A 13,568-nucleotide genomic window follows, 5' to 3' on the forward strand; every position below is an offset into this window, starting at 1 on the left:
GGTGACCGGGCGGCGGCCGGGTTTCGAATCACCATCCCGAACGGCGACAGCTACTTATTCCGACTCGGGCAACACGCAGTCGATGCGAAAGCGGCTATCGGCGTTCCGGGCCCGGGTCCGGGGGGAACTCGAGGCGGCCATCCGGGAGTCGCACACGCCGAGTGAGATCTCGGCGAGCTTCACCTTTGGCGTCTTCCTCTCGGTGTTCCCGACGCTCGGGCTCAACCTGGTCGTCTTCCTGCTGCTCGCGTGGCTCTCGGACCGGGTGAGCAAGGTCGCCCTGTTCGCGTCCGTCGTCGTCGTCAACCCGGTCGTCAAGTGGGGCCTCTACGTGGCCAGCTTCGCGGTCGGCGTCGCCATCCTCGGGAGCGTCGAGGGCGTCGCGATCGCCGACCTCTCCTTCCGGGCCGGCCCGGACGTCCTGACGCGGCTGCTCCTCGGGAGCCTGATCATCGCCGTGGCGGTCGTGGCTCCCTGCTACGCGCTGACCCACAGGTCGGTCGTCGCCTACCGCCGGACGGACGCGGCGGTCGTCGCGGAGGCTGCGGAGCTGATCGAACCCGAGGCCGACGTCGAACCGGTCATCGCCGAGCCCGAGGAGTGAGGCGGGGGTCGACAGCGCGGGCGGCGGCGCGCGGGTGGCGACGGCGACGGCGGTGCCGACGCTGGCGGCGACTGCGGCGACGGTGCCGACGCTGGCGGCGACTGTGGCGACGGTGCCGACGCTGGCGGCGACTGTGGCGACGGTGCCGACGCTGGCGGCGACTGTGGCGACGGTGCCGACGCTGGCGGCGACTGTGGCGACGGTGCCGACGCTGGCGGCGACTGTGGCGACGGTGCCGACGCTGGCGGCGACTGTGGCGACGGTGCCGACGCTGGCGAATACGCCTCGCGCCAGCGCTGGCCGGGACGAACGCCTCGGCAACCAACGTTTTCCACCAGCGTGACGGCAGGACCGACCATGAGCGAACCGTCGGCGGCGGAGTTTCGCGAACGGTGCCAGTCAGTGGTCGCGCAGCTGCGGCGCGCGCTCGGCGGTCTGATCACCCCCATCGAGCGACGTGTGACGCCCGGGCGGACCGCAGGCGTCGGGCTGGCCGGCGTGGTCGCCGGGCAGTACCTGCTCTACGTCGATCCCGCGACGACGATCACGTACGCGACGACGCTCTGGGTCAGCGTCCTCCTGTTGACCGGCGGCCTCCTGCTCGGATACGGAGCCGGAGCCGCGTAGGCCAGGCACTCGACTCGCCGCAGTCGGCGTTTTTATGTCGCCGCCGACCGTCAATACATGCATGGATCGAACGCTCTCGGACTTCGGCGTGTACGTGCTGGCTGGAGCGTTCGCGCTGGCCGTCTTCGTCGTGGCGCTTTTCACCCTCTCCTCGCGACTTGCGGGGGGCCTCGACCTGCGACAGGTGTTCGGGTTCGGCGTCGGCTTCCTGCTGTTCGTCGGCGTCTACTTCACCGCCTGGTGGATCTACACCGAGATCGACGCCCGTGAAGGGAATCCCCGGGAGTAGGGGCCGCGGTGCGGTCGGCTTACAGTCGCGACCGGGCCCGGTCGATCGCCGGCAACTGCACGTCGATGACCTCCGCGAGCGCGTCGGCCGCCCCGAGCAGCCACTCGACGCGCTCGACGCGCGACTCCAGGTCACCGGGCCCGATCCGGAACTGCTCGACGAGCTCCTCGACGCTCGCCCCGTCGATCCAGGCCGCGAGCAGCCGGGCCGTTTTCACGGACTCCAGCCACGCCTCGAAGTCGTCTGCCTCCGTCATCCCCGTCGTCAGCTCGGCGGCGTGCCGCCTGGCGAACTGGTACATGTCCGCGCGCTCCTCGTTGCCAAGGTAGGTGTCCTGCATGTCCGGCGTGTCGCAGACGACCTCCAGCACGGTGAGTACGGTCGCCTCCTCCATCGCGGCCGCAGTCCGGAGCCCGTCGACGATCCGCGTCCCGGTTTCGGGGCGAACGTACTGCTTCGACACCTGCGAGCCGAGCTCCGTCGCCGTCAGTGTCGGCTCGCCGGCCGTCTCGCGGACGACGAGGTCCATCTCCACGAGGTCGTCGACGGCCGTCGTCACGGCGTCGGCGAGTCCCGCGGCCCCGGCCTCCCGGGCGTAGAAGGTGGCTTCGAGGAGGTCGAGGATGCCGGCGTGGGTGTCCGCGAAGCCGCTTGCGACGACCGAAAGGACGTGCGTTCGGAGCGCGCCGGGGTCCGCGAGCTTCGACTCGACGGCCTCGGGGTCGGCGCCGACGTACCGCTCCGTCAGCTCCCCTTTCGTCGACTCGTCGCCGACGAGGACGGCCTCGCCATAGGGATCGAGCCCCGGCCGACCCGCCCGACCGCACATCTGCTGGACTTCGAGGACCGGCAGCGACTCCATCTCCGAGCCGGTGTACCTGGTCAGGTCACGGACGACCACGCGGCGTGCGGGGACGTTGACGCCGGCCGCGAGCGTCGGGGTCGCACAGAGACAGGCCACCTTCCGGTCACGGAAGGCGGCCTCGACGACGGACCGGTGCTCCGAGCGGAGCCCCGCGTGATGGAAGCCGACGCCGGCCCGGAGGCAGTCGGCGAGCCGCTGGCCGGTGTTCGTGCCGTCGAGGTCCGCCACGTCGTCGCCGACGGTAACGGCCGCGTCGCTCGCGTCCATCCGGGCGGCGAGGTTCTCCGTCGACAGGCGCTCGGCGAGGGCCTCGGCTTCGGCCCGGGAGCTGACGAACGCGAGACACTGGCCGCCGCCGTCGACGGCGTCACGGACGAGCGCCGCGGTCGCCTCCGTGTCGAGGTCGCGACTGTCGGGGAGTTCCTCCGCGGCAGGCACGTCGATAGTGAGTGTCGAGCCGTCGTCGAACTCGACGTCACCCTCGGCGTACACCCCGGTTCGGAGGTCGACCGGGCGCCACGTCGACTCGACGAGCTCGGCGTCGAGCCAGTCAGCGATCGCGTCGGGGTTGGCGACGGTCGCCGAGAGCGCGACGGTCTGGACGTCTGGCGCGCGCCGGCCCAGGGTCGCGAGCATCACCTCCAGGGTCGGGCCCCGACCCTCGGCACCGAGCAGGTGGACCTCGTCGACGACGACGCAGGCGAGGTCGTCGACCCACGTGGCGCCGTTCCGGATCGCGGAGTCGACCTTCTCCGAGGTGGCGACGACGACGTCGTTGTCGCCGAGGGCCGCGGCCTCCGAGTCGTAGTCGCCTGTCGAGATGCCGACGTCGACGCCCGGGAGCGCCGAGAACTCCTCGTACTTCTCGCTGGCGAGCGCGCGCAACGGGCAGACGTAGAGCCCCGGCCCGTCCGCGGTCAGCAGGGCCAGCTCCGCGATGAGGGTCTTCCCCGAGGCGGTCGGCACCGCGGCGACGACGTTGTCGCCGCGACAGACGCCGGCGTCGACGGCGGCGGCCTGTGGCGGGTAGAGCTCGTGGATACCCTCCGCCTCGAAGTGAGCGACGAGGTCGGCGGCGATCGGCAGGTCCCGGACGCGCATCTACGGGTATGTGGTGCGTGATCATTGATAAAGGCATGGCGGGACAGGGGTGAAAAGCCGGGTTTCTCAGTCGTCGAGCGTGCCTCTCTCGACGCCGGGGCCCTCCTCGACCCCGCGCTCGACGTGTCGCTCGCGGGCCTTCTCGACGAACTCCTCCGGCAGTTCGTCGATCTCGCCGGCCTGGACGCCCCAGAGCTTGGCGTAGAGTCCGTCGCGGTCGATGAGCTCGTCGTGCGTGCCGCGCTCGACGATCTCCCCGTCCTCGACGACGAGGACGTTGTCGGCGTCCTTGATAGTCGACAGGCGATGGGCGATAGTGAACGTCGTCCGGTCCTCGGAGAGCCGGTCGAGCGACCGCTGGATCAGCATCTCGGTCTCGGTGTCGACGGCGCTGGTCGCCTCGTCGAGGATGAGGATCTCCGGGTCCTGGAGGATGGTGCGGGCGATGGCGATCCGCTGGCGCTGGCCGCCGGAGAGCTTCACGCCGCGCTCCCCGATGCGGGTGTCGTACCCCTGCGGGAGCGACGAGATGAACTCGTGGGCCTCCGCGGCCTTCGTCGCCTCGATCACCCGCTCGCGCATCGCCTCGCTCTCGACGTCGTGGTCGACGCCCGTGAATCGGCCGTAGCGGATGTTCTCCGCGATGGTGCCGTCGAAGAGGTAGGTGTCCTGCGAGACGTAGCCGACGGCGCCCCGGAGGCTCTCGAGGGTCACGTCGCGGATGTCGTGCCCGTCGACGCGGATCGCGCCGTCGGTAACGTCGTAGAGGCGCAGGAGGAGCTTCAGGAGCGTCGACTTCCCGGCGCCGGTCGGTCCCACGAGCGCGACGGTCTCGCCCGGCTCAGCCGCGAAGGAGACGCCGTCGATGACGTACTCCTCGGCGTCTTCGGGGTCCTGCAGCGCGTTCTCCACGTAGGCGAAGGAGACGTCGTCGTACTCGACGTGCCCCTCGACGCCCGCCGAGTCATCGTCCCCATCATTGTCACCCTCACCGGCGGCCGCGAGGTCGACGGCGTCGGGGTCGTCGGTGATCCGCACCGGGATGTCCATCAGGCCGAACACGCGCTCGGAGGAGGCCTTCGCGTTCTCGTACTGGTCGATGATGTTCGAGACCTCGGCCAGCGGCGCGACGAACTGCTGGGTGAGGAAGATGAACGTGACGAACGTCCCGACCGAGAGGGTCGCGGTGAAGGGCCCCGGCGGCCCGCGGAACAGCCAGATGCCGCCGACGACGAAGGTGGCCGCGAAGGCGACGCCGGCGAGCAGTTCCATCCCTGGCCGGTAGACGTAGTTCAGCTTCAGGATGTCCATCGTGCGCCGGAAGTACGAGTAGGAGACGTCCTCGACGCGGTCGGTCTCGTATCCCTCCGTGTTCGAAGTCTTCACGAGCTCCACGCCCGAAAGCGCGTTCTCGAGGGCGGTGTTGAGATTGCCGACGACCTCGCGCTGTTCGACGTAGCGCGGCTCGACGGCGCGCATGAACCAGAACGTCAGCGCGAACATCAGGGGGACGGCGACGAGCGTGACGGAGGCGAGCTGTGCGTTGTAGTAGACGAGCACGCCCGCGATACCGAGCACCATCACGCCGAGGCGCGCGGAGTTCTGGAGCGCGTTGTCGAGGAACACCTCCAGGTTCGACGCGTCGTTGTTGAGGACGGACATCACTTCCCCGGTCTGCTTGTCGTCGAAGAACGTCATGTCCAGCCGCTGCATCTTCTCGAAGGAGTCGGTCCGGACCGCGTGCATCACGCGGTGCGCGAAGTTGTTCGCCGCGATGCCGTAGATCCACGTGAAGACGGCGGTGACGACGAACGCGCCGCAGATGAGGGCAGCCGAGAGGGTGAACTGTGCGAACTGATCGGTCGGGAGCCACGCGTCCGGGACGACGGGAAGCGTGTACGCCCCCTCGCCGGAGAAGATGGCGTCGATAGCGACGCCGAGGACGATCGGTGGGACGAGGCTCGCGACGCGCGCGACGACGTTCGCGAGCATCCCGAGGACGAGCCAGTGGGCCTCCGGCGCGCCGTACTCGCGGAAAAGGCGTACGAGCGGGCGGTCGACCTGGTCACGATAAACCTCGAACGCGCTGTCCTCGTCTGCTGCCATTGTCGATGAGACATCACGCACGCGTTTGTATCCGGCGGACCCGGAGATGGACGCGGCTTCCGGCCGACGGCGTGAACCGCCCGCGACCGGCCGTCGACCGAGACGGTCCTCGAACTATCCACTCCCACAAGGGATTTATTCAGGGGTGTCAAGGTAGAATTATGTTCTCTCGAAGACGCGCGTTACTAACGATGGCTGGCTCGGTCACGCTCGCCGGCTGTTCGGGCACGGATGACTCCGAAAGCACGAACGACGCGGGCACTTCCGAGAGGCGAACGGAAGCCACGACGACGGAAGTTGGGCCGAGCTGGCTGGATGGGACCGAAATCGACGGGGACGAGCTGCACGATCGCCACTACGAGTCCGTGTCGGCGGGCCATCCACCACTGCGGAAGCAGCTCCGCGTCGAGCGCACTGACGGCAATGCCGGGCTCGGTGAACTGGACTCGATCCACTATCGAACGGACATCACGGTGGACATCGGCCGGGCCCGCGACGAGGGAAAGCCGCCGTTGCGGTTCGAGGACGAGTATCGCGAGCGATCGGACGAGACGCGCGGCTACCGGTTCGCCTTCGGCAACAGCATTACGTACGACGTCAATGCCGAGGGTGACCCCGAAAGGGGCACAGCACAGTACAGCCAGTACGATCTCAATCAGGAACCACTGACGGGTGGCTGGCGGAATCTCGTTCTCTCGTATCACACGTTCACCTACGATGGCCAGGAGAGCCTCGACGGGACCGAGTACCACCGGTTCGTCAGCGACGAACTAGGCGACGCCGACGGCCTCGTCGCGCTCGTTGAGGACTCGGGCCAGCTGCGCCGCCTCTCCGGGACGACGCTCGTCGACGGCAACAACCGGACCGACCCGGATCCGGCCTCCGACGCCACTGCCGTCGTCGAGTTCGACTTCGACCTAGTCGCGAACGTCCCGGAGCCAGAACCGCCGGAGTGGGCGAGGACGGCGCCGTGGCTCCGCATTCGGGGGACCGACACGGCGGGCGTCTACGAGCTGTCTCACGAGGGTGGCGCGACGGTGCCGGCGGGCGGGTCCTTCGAGATCAGCTCCCACGACGCGAACGGCGAGGCCATCTCGTGGACCCGAGCAACCGACGCGGACTGGACGCCCGACGAGTCCCGGGTGCTCGCCTTCGTCGAGCGGAACGGCGCCGTCGAACCCCGGCTCGGTAGTGAGGTCCCGGACGGGACAGTCGAGCCGGAAACACCCCCGACCGTGCAGCGCGAAACGGCCGAGTACAAGCTAGGGATCGACGCTCGTTAATCCTGGGAGAATCAGCGGCCGCGGCTACTCGTCGACCGGCCGGTGCGGGTGGATCCGCGGGCCGTCGGGCGCGTCGGCGTCGACGCTCGCGACGACGCCGAACACGTCCTCAAGCAGCGCCTCGGTGACGACTTTCCGGGGCGGGCCCCAGTCGTACACCTCGCCGTCCTTCAGCGCGATGAGGTTGTCCGCGAAGCGGGCGGCCTGCGCGATGTCGTGGAGGACGACGGCGACGGTCGTGTCCGCCTCCTCGTTGAGCGTCCGGACGACGTTCATCACCCGGAGCTGATGCTGGAGGTCGAGGAACGTCGTCGGCTCGTCGAGCAGGAGCACGTCGGTGTCCTGCGCGAGCGTCATCGCGATCCACGCGAGCTGCTTCTGCCCGCCCGAGAGGTCGCCGACGGTCTTCTCGCGGAGGTCGTCGATGTCCGTCAGCTCGATAGCGCGGTCGACGGCCGCATCGTCCTCGGCCGAAACGGCGTCGAAGAAGCCGCGGTGGGGATACCGACCGTGGTACACCAGCTCCTCGACCGTGAGCGAGCCGGGCGCCTCGTTCTCCTGGGAGAGCAGGCCGACCTCGCGAGCGAACTCCTTGGAGTCGTAGTCGGCGACGTCGATGCCTTCGAGCATTACTGTCCCCGCCTCCGGCTCCAGCTGCGCCGAGAGCGTCTTCAGCAACGTCGACTTGCCGGACCCGTTCGGGCCGACGAGCGCCGTGATCTCGCCCGAGGGGATGTCGACGCGGTCCGTTTCGACGACCGGCGAGTCCGTGCTCGGGTAGCCGATGGCGAGCTCCGTCCCGTACAGCGCCGGCGTCCTCGCGTCAGCGGCCTCCTCGGCGGATTCGGCGGCACCGCGTCCGTCGCTGGCGACGGCGGTCGCGTCGCCATCGGTCGCGTCGCCGTCGGTCGCGTCGCCGTCGGTCGCGTCGCCGTCGGCGTCCGTGGAATCAGTATCAGGGGTGGTCGCGTTGGACTCGACATCAGTCGACGCCTCCCGTTCACTTCCGACGCCGGTCGCGTCAGTGCTGTCACCACTCATCAGAAATCACCCAGGTTCTGTTCGCGGCGCATCAGGTAGAGGAAGTACGGGCCGCCGACCAGTCCGGTCACGATGCCGACCGGGACCTGCGTCGGCGCCAGCGCGAGGCGCGCACCCACGTCGGCCGCGACCAGGAGGGCCGGGCCGACGAACAGGCAGCCGATCATCAGCCGTCGGTAGTCGGAGCCGATGAGGTTCCGGACCACGTGCGGGACGATGAGCCCGACGAAGCCGACGATGCCCGCGACGGCGATGGCCGCGCTCGCCGCGAGGATGGCGACCGCCGACAGCAGGAAGCGCGTGCGCTCGACGGACATCCCCAGCGACCGGGCGGTCTCCTCGCCCAGGAGCAGGACGTTGAGCTGGCGCGCCCCCGCGACGGCGAGACCGACGGAGAGGACCGTCCAGGGCAGCGCCGTCCGAACCTGCTCCCAGTCGGTGCCGGTCAGCGAGCCCGTCGTCCACGCGATGGCCGACTGGACGACGCCGACGTCGTCGGCGAAGAAGAACAGCCCCGTCTGGAGCGAGCCGAAGACGGTGCTGACGATGACGCCCGCGAGGACCAGCCGGACGGGGGAGGTACCCCCCTTCCACGCGATGGCGTAGACGATGAGGAAGGCGAGCGTGCCGCCGCCGGCCGCGACGAGCGGAAGGACGGAGGAGAGCCCGCCGAAGACGACGAGCGTCAGGAGGATGGCGAGGCCCGCACCGGAGGAGACGCCGAGGATGAACGGGCTCGCGAGCTCGTTGCGCGTGACGGCCTGGAAGATGGCGCCGGAGACGGAGAGACTCATCCCGACGAGGATGGCCACGACGACGCGCGGAAGTCGGATGTTCCAGACGATGAGCGACTTCCGCGAGAGGTCGACCTCCGTCTGCCAGCCGAACGTGTTAGCGAGGGTGTTCGCGACGTTCTCGCCCAGAAAGAACCGCGCCAGGAGGCCGGGACTTCCCCACACGGCGGGGTCGAGGACGGCCTGCCAGGCGTCCAGGACGGTCATATCGTAGGTCCCGAAGCTCACCTGTACCAGGCCGGCGAGCACCACGACGAGCGTGCTCGAGAGGGCGACGTAGACGAGCGGGTCGCCGAGGCGCGACGGCAGACCACCGACGCGGTCGAGCGGAGAAACCGCGGTATCGTCCGTCGGTTCGCCGCTCACACGACCACCTCCGTCGATGTCGGGTCGGTCCTCATGCGATGCTGCTTCATGCTTTTAGGCGGCCCTAACAACCAAAAAGGGCTTCGGTCCGCGGCATCGGCCGGAGTCGGATCGGAACGGAGAGCCGTACGCGAGAAGTCCGGAAGAAGAACCGTCGGCTGAAGGGGAGTCGCGTCGGGCGAAAGGAGGGCCGGGTCGAGCTGTCCGTTCGTTACTCGCCGTCGACGATGATCTCGGCGACGCGGTCGCGGTCGAACAGCTCACCCTCGAACGTATCGGGGAACAGCTGCTTGGCGGCGCGCTCGAGGTTGAACAGGTGCTGGATCGGGCCCTGGTAGATGGGGCCGCCGCGGAACACGCGGTCGTTCTTGACCGCGGTGAGGTCGCTCGCGACGTTGTGGTCCTTCATGTAGGAGACGACCGTGTCCTGGAACTCCTCGCGCGTCTTCGTCTCCTGGCCGCGCATGAGGATGACGTCCGGGTCGACCTCGAGCATCGTCTCGTAGTCGATGTACCCGCGCTCCGTGGTCGAGAGCCCCTCGATGCCGGTGCCGGCGAGTGCGTCCGAGATACCCAGGTCGTGCCACTGCTTCTTGTTCGTCCCCTTGTCCGTGAGCCGGTAGGGAGCGAAGGAGTCGGGCTCGTCGCCGGCGCCGAAGGTCAACAGGGCGTTCGGGCGCTGGTCGGCCGACGGGAGCTGGGACTGCACCTCCGCGACGTAATCGTCGTGGAAGGATTTGAACGCCTGATAGCGCTCCTCCTCCTGGAAGATCTCCGCGACCTTCTCGAAGGCCTCGTACAGGGAGTAGTAGCGGTAGTCGTGCCAGGTGTCCGTCCGGCGGAAGATCGTGTTCCCGATGAACGGCGAGACGTTCGACTCGATATCCTCGACGTCGTCCTCGCCCAGTCCGAAGAAGCTGTTATTCGTGAGCCATTTGGGGTCCGTCAGGTGAATGTCGACGCCGAGCTCGTAGTAGAGCTCCTTGTCGATCCCGCCGTCGCCGACGAGCTGGGTCAGCTCGTCTTTGTTGATCGAGACGCCTTCGAGCTCGTCGTACGCGTCCGTGTGATACCGCGGGACGTTGCCGACGGCCTTGAGTCCCTCACTGTGACCGAGTGCGACGCCCATGTCGGCGTAGCCCGGGAAGTAGGAGAGCCAGGTCTCCGGCACGGCGTCGAACTCGACGTCGCCGACCGGCGCCATGGAGACCGAGTACGGCTCAGTTCCGCTTTCGGTGGTCGTTTCCGTGGCCGCTTCGGTCCCGTTCCCGTCTTCCGATCCAGTGCAACCAGCCAGAGCCGCCAGCGTTCCGGCGCCGAGCGTGAGCGCCTTCCGCCGCGACACTCGATTGTCACGCATACTGTTTAGGCCACCCTAAAGAAATAAAAGGGTTGTGAATTTTAGGTTCGCCTAAATAGTCGTGCAAGATGTCCCATCGATGGGTTACCTCGTCGAATCCGCCCGGAAATCCGTTGACTAAGGGTTCCGGGTGGAGCTATTTGAGAGCCATGCTTCGGCGTCGTCCGTGCCCGAAGAAATTCGCGATCCGGTTCACGAACGTCCAGTATCGATCCGCCAGAGGCCCGGGTTTAACAGTCGCCGTCCATTACACGGAGCGTGGACGAACTCGTCGTGCGGACGGAGGTGTACGCCCCACAGCAGGAGGTGTACGACCTGCTCGAGGACCTGGAACGATACGACCAGTATTCGGAGCACCTGCGACGAGTACGCCGGTTCGACGGCGATGGGGGTGCGGGGACGCGCTACGCGCTCGAGTTCGCCTGGTGGAAGCTCACCTACACTGCCCACTCGGAGGTCACCGACGTGGACCCGCCGGACCGGATCGACTGGCGGATCACGAAGGACATCGACGCGCACGGGCAGTGGCGCGTCGAGTCCACGGACGGCGACGGTAACCGGGGCGAGGACGGAGACGAGACGGTGTGCGAGGTCGTCTTCGAGGTCAACTTCGATCCCGGCTCGGCCAACTCCGGCGCGCTCGACCTTCCGCTGATGGTCTCGTTCGACTGGGTGCTCTCGAAGGCGATCCCGCTGTTCCAGACCGAAGCCGAGCGCATCGTCGAGCGAGCGGTCGCGGACCTCGAGGGCCGCGAGCGGGACGTCGACCTCGACGTCAGGGTCGATTCCGACCACATCTAGGGGGTCGGTGGACGAGCCACCGCGGGCAACCACCGTGGGGCTGCGTGGCGCGGGCACCGCGAGTCGAAGCCCTTATACTTCAAACCGGGATACGTATGGATGCGAAGGCGGGCTCGTAGATCAGTGGTAGATCATCCCCCTGGCACGGGGAAGGCCCGGGGTTCAAATCCCCGCGAGTCCACTATCGTTTCTCATCGCAGTTAGGACATAGGTTACTCGTGACCAAGCTACAGCTATCCGGTTTTATAAGGAAAACCTCCAGGGTTATCCTCGATAGTGGGCACGATATTTCGTCGAGAGCTTTCTCTCTGCTACAGCTATAAAACGAGGTGTGGCTTCAATTATTTTCTACCACACCATAAACGTGGTAGTATTTTTATAGGATCCGTTTGATTCACGCTTCATGGGCCTATTCAGCAACGATGACACCAACGGCCGAGCAGAGAGGTTGGTTGCCAATGCACAAGGAAATTCTGTCACCTCAGACCGTCTTACCACGACGTCAACGGGGATGATGCAAAAGGACCTGTTTGCCGACGATCCTCTTTTATCTCATCTTCGTCCGGATGAGCAGCCGCAGTACTTCCTTTACAATGACACGAAAGGGATTACCCGGAATGGTACCACTGTAGGGGGTGGTAACGACGCTTCGTACCGGAGTATATGTCTCGTTACCGACCAACGAATTCTCTTTTTTACTGACGGTACAAAAGGCGAATCCCTCTCTGCAGCTCCGATTACGACTGTCGAGACCAAGAGTGGTCACATGAAGCACCGACTCACGATTATGACGCGGGAAAACGAGTACACGTTCTACGCAAATAATTCGCTAGATGAGGCTGAGCTACGGGCTTGTGGCGAGTACATCGAGTATCTGAGTGGAGCGACCGAAGCTAAAGAAACAGGCGAAGAGACAACGACTATCGAAGGACTTTCCGGAATTTGGGCAGGCGTCACCGAGACAGGACCGGTCGCTGAAGAGGCGATGGATGCGGAACCACAGGGTGCGTACGTCACGAGAGAGAATTTCGAGAAGGTGAAGAGTGTTTTGGATCCTGACGAGAAAATCCATTTCATAACCCGAGGGTCGACTGTTGACGTAGAAGGGTCAAGTGCTGGAAATTCACTGTTTGGGGACGATCGAAGCCGGAAAAGCGGCACCAAGGGGTGGGTTCGAGCCATTATAACGGACAAGCGAGTGGCGATCAAGGTACCTCAGGTGCTAGGAACCGACGAGCGCTCCGTTCCATACCCGAGCATCACCAGTGTCGACCTGGACACGGGCTTGGTCAACAAGCGATTAACACTCCAGACAGCAGGGCAGACCTATCATATAGAAGCTCATGAACCCGACAAAAGCGAGGTCCGGCAAGCTGTCCGATTCATTCGAGAGCAAATCGCAAAGGCGAACCAGCCAGACGTCGTCCAACAAGCCCCGGAATCCGAACCAGACCCGCTGGACCGCATCGAGAAACTGCAAGAACTCAACGAGACTGGTGTCATTTCCGACTCGGAATTCGAGGAGAAAAAACAAGACTTGCTAGATCAGGTGTAGATTGTCACACTGTGGACCCTCGACCTCCTGGTCAGGGATTAATGTAAGGGAAACCCGGCGCTTAATCCACCCAGGGTGACGGCGCTAACCTGGTAAGATAGTCGCCAACCTGCACCGTATACCTCAATTATTTGGGAATCTGGGTCAGATCGAATTCCAGTCAGAGCTCGAACTCCAGCCGGTCACCGACCTCGACGCCGTGATCCGTCGTCCAGTCGTAGACGACCTCCAGCACGTACTGACCGCGGCCGGGGTACTCCTGATCGTTGCCGTCCTCGTTCGGCCCGGGTGCGGGCGCGTGATGGATCTCTGTGATCACGCCCTCGTCGTCGGCGTAGACGATGTCGATCCCGAAGTCCATCTCCCGCATAACGTACGTGTGGTCGCCGACCTCGTCGTAGACGAAGATCATCCCCCGGTCCGACGGGAGCGACTCGGTGTCACTGAGCCCCGTATACCGGAGCTCCGGCGTGTCGGCGATGGCCGCCGTAACGCTCCCGAGCAGGGCGCCGTCCGGCGTTCGGGCGTCGACCTCGGTCGTCTCGTAGTCGGCATGCAGGCGTTCGGTCGCCGTCGACGCTCCGGAGGACGGGTTCGACTCCGCAGGCGTCTCCGTCGCGGTCGTTTCGCCGTCGCCCTCGGCGGGCGCGACGTCGCCTTCGAGACAGCCCGCGACCGAGGTTGCCGTTACGGCCGCGAGAAACGCGCGACGGGAGCGTCCGTCGAAGGGGGTGCCCATTGGGAGGGCGTTACGCGCGGCGACCCCTAAGCGTTGC

At 66.2% G+C, this 13,568-nt stretch carries 13 protein-coding genes and 1 tRNA gene; 8 read left to right on the top strand and 6 right to left on the bottom strand.

Going from position 1 to position 13,568, the window contains the following annotated elements:
- Window positions 1-82: 82 nt before the first annotated feature.
- The 4 genes from ACQE3M_RS07775 (at window position 83) to ACQE3M_RS07790 (ending at window position 1,520) form a co-directional block, all read left to right on the top strand.
- Entirely contained in the window at window positions 83-604 is a 522-nt protein-coding gene (locus tag ACQE3M_RS07775; protein ID WP_430505027.1) for a DUF2062 domain-containing protein, read from the top strand.
- A 34-nt stretch (window positions 605-638) separates the two neighbouring features.
- The gene (locus ACQE3M_RS07780) at window positions 639-947 is read left to right on the top strand and encodes a RodZ family helix-turn-helix domain-containing protein (protein ID WP_430505028.1); all 309 of its coding nucleotides are present in this window, start codon (window positions 639-641) and stop codon (window positions 945-947) included.
- A 14-nt stretch (window positions 948-961) separates the two neighbouring features.
- Window positions 962-1,231 carry a hypothetical protein gene (locus tag ACQE3M_RS07785; protein ID WP_430505029.1) on the top strand — a complete coding sequence of 90 codons (270 nt, stop codon included), beginning with the start codon at window positions 962-964 and terminating at the stop codon, window positions 1,229-1,231.
- A 61-nt stretch (window positions 1,232-1,292) separates the two neighbouring features.
- Window positions 1,293-1,520 carry a hypothetical protein gene (locus ACQE3M_RS07790; protein WP_430505030.1) on the top strand — a complete coding sequence of 76 codons (228 nt, stop codon included), beginning with the start codon at window positions 1,293-1,295 and terminating at the stop codon, window positions 1,518-1,520.
- Window positions 1,521-1,539: 19 nt separating this feature from the next.
- Here the strand turns inward: ACQE3M_RS07790 and ACQE3M_RS07795 are convergent, their stop codons facing one another.
- Both ACQE3M_RS07795 and ACQE3M_RS07800 read right to left on the bottom strand, forming a co-directional pair.
- Window positions 1,540-3,486, bottom strand: a complete 1,947-nt coding sequence (locus ACQE3M_RS07795; protein WP_430505031.1) for a DEAD/DEAH box helicase — start codon at window positions 3,484-3,486, stop codon at window positions 1,540-1,542.
- Between the two features lie 66 nt (window positions 3,487-3,552).
- Entirely contained in the window at window positions 3,553-5,592 is a 2,040-nt protein-coding gene (locus ACQE3M_RS07800; RefSeq protein WP_430505032.1) for an ABC transporter ATP-binding protein, read from the bottom strand.
- A gap of 191 nt (window positions 5,593-5,783) precedes the next feature.
- On the opposite strand from ACQE3M_RS07800, the gene ACQE3M_RS07805 reads away from it, so the two are divergent.
- The gene (locus ACQE3M_RS07805) at window positions 5,784-6,875 is read left to right on the top strand and encodes a hypothetical protein (protein WP_430505033.1); all 1,092 of its coding nucleotides are present in this window, start codon (window positions 5,784-5,786) and stop codon (window positions 6,873-6,875) included.
- Between the two features lie 24 nt (window positions 6,876-6,899).
- Here the strand turns inward: ACQE3M_RS07805 and ACQE3M_RS07810 are convergent, their stop codons facing one another.
- From ACQE3M_RS07810 to ACQE3M_RS07820, 3 genes are all read right to left on the bottom strand, one after another.
- Window positions 6,900-7,916 (bottom strand): ABC transporter ATP-binding protein, encoded by a 1,017-nt coding sequence (locus ACQE3M_RS07810; RefSeq protein WP_430505034.1) that lies wholly within the window; start codon window positions 7,914-7,916, stop codon window positions 6,900-6,902.
- The gene (locus ACQE3M_RS07815) at window positions 7,916-9,076 is read right to left on the bottom strand and encodes a FecCD family ABC transporter permease (protein ID WP_430505035.1); all 1,161 of its coding nucleotides are present in this window, start codon (window positions 9,074-9,076) and stop codon (window positions 7,916-7,918) included. Before ACQE3M_RS07815 ends, ACQE3M_RS07810 begins: the two co-directional genes overlap by 1 nt.
- Window positions 9,077-9,287: 211 nt before the next feature.
- Window positions 9,288-10,436, bottom strand: coding sequence for an ABC transporter substrate-binding protein (locus ACQE3M_RS07820; RefSeq protein ID WP_430505036.1), 1,149 nt, complete (start codon window positions 10,434-10,436; stop codon window positions 9,288-9,290).
- Window positions 10,437-10,694: 258 nt separating this feature from the next.
- On the opposite strand from ACQE3M_RS07820, the gene ACQE3M_RS07825 reads away from it, so the two are divergent.
- The 3 genes from ACQE3M_RS07825 to ACQE3M_RS07835 all read left to right on the top strand — a co-directional run bounded on the left by ACQE3M_RS07825 (window position 10,695) and on the right by ACQE3M_RS07835 (window position 12,792).
- Window positions 10,695-11,237: a type II toxin-antitoxin system RatA family toxin gene (locus tag ACQE3M_RS07825; protein WP_430505037.1), complete on the top strand. Its 543-nt coding sequence runs from the start codon at window positions 10,695-10,697 to the stop codon at window positions 11,235-11,237.
- Window positions 11,238-11,346: 109 nt separating this feature from the next.
- Window positions 11,347-11,418 (top strand) — tRNA-Ala (locus ACQE3M_RS07830).
- A 222-nt stretch (window positions 11,419-11,640) separates the two neighbouring features.
- Window positions 11,641-12,792: a PH domain-containing protein gene (locus ACQE3M_RS07835; protein ID WP_430505038.1), complete on the top strand. Its 1,152-nt coding sequence runs from the start codon at window positions 11,641-11,643 to the stop codon at window positions 12,790-12,792.
- A gap of 160 nt (window positions 12,793-12,952) precedes the next feature.
- On the opposite strand, the gene ACQE3M_RS07840 is transcribed toward ACQE3M_RS07835, so the two are convergent.
- Window positions 12,953-13,531, bottom strand: coding sequence for a DUF192 domain-containing protein (locus ACQE3M_RS07840; protein ID WP_430505039.1), 579 nt, complete (start codon window positions 13,529-13,531; stop codon window positions 12,953-12,955).
- Window positions 13,532-13,568 lie beyond the last annotated feature (37 nt).

This window comes from Halosubterraneus shenae (assembly GCF_050510935.1).
Taxonomy (GTDB): Archaea; Halobacteriota; Halobacteria; order Halobacteriales; family Haloferacaceae; genus JBDGPU01.

Coding starts and splice junctions, on each gene's coding strand:
- ACQE3M_RS07795 (WP_430505031.1), bottom strand. CDS start 3,486: ATGCGCGTCCGGGACCTGCCGATCGCCGCCGACCTCGTCGCTCACTTC.
- ACQE3M_RS07810 (WP_430505034.1), bottom strand. CDS start 7,916: ATGAGTGGTGACAGCACTGACGCGACCGGCGTCGGAAGTGAACGGGAG.
- ACQE3M_RS07820 (WP_430505036.1), bottom strand. CDS start 10,436: ATGCGTGACAATCGAGTGTCGCGGCGGAAGGCGCTCACGCTCGGCGCC.
- ACQE3M_RS07790 (WP_430505030.1), top strand. CDS start 1,293: ATGGATCGAACGCTCTCGGACTTCGGCGTGTACGTGCTGGCTGGAGCG.
- ACQE3M_RS07835 (WP_430505038.1), top strand. CDS start 11,641: ATGGGCCTATTCAGCAACGATGACACCAACGGCCGAGCAGAGAGGTTG.
- ACQE3M_RS07775 (WP_430505027.1), top strand. CDS start 83: ATGCGAAAGCGGCTATCGGCGTTCCGGGCCCGGGTCCGGGGGGAACTC.
- ACQE3M_RS07785 (WP_430505029.1), top strand. CDS start 962: ATGAGCGAACCGTCGGCGGCGGAGTTTCGCGAACGGTGCCAGTCAGTG.
- ACQE3M_RS07805 (WP_430505033.1), top strand. CDS start 5,784: ATGGCTGGCTCGGTCACGCTCGCCGGCTGTTCGGGCACGGATGACTCC.
- ACQE3M_RS07840 (WP_430505039.1), bottom strand. CDS start 13,531: ATGGGCACCCCCTTCGACGGACGCTCCCGTCGCGCGTTTCTCGCGGCC.
- ACQE3M_RS07800 (WP_430505032.1), bottom strand. CDS start 5,592: ATGGCAGCAGACGAGGACAGCGCGTTCGAGGTTTATCGTGACCAGGTC.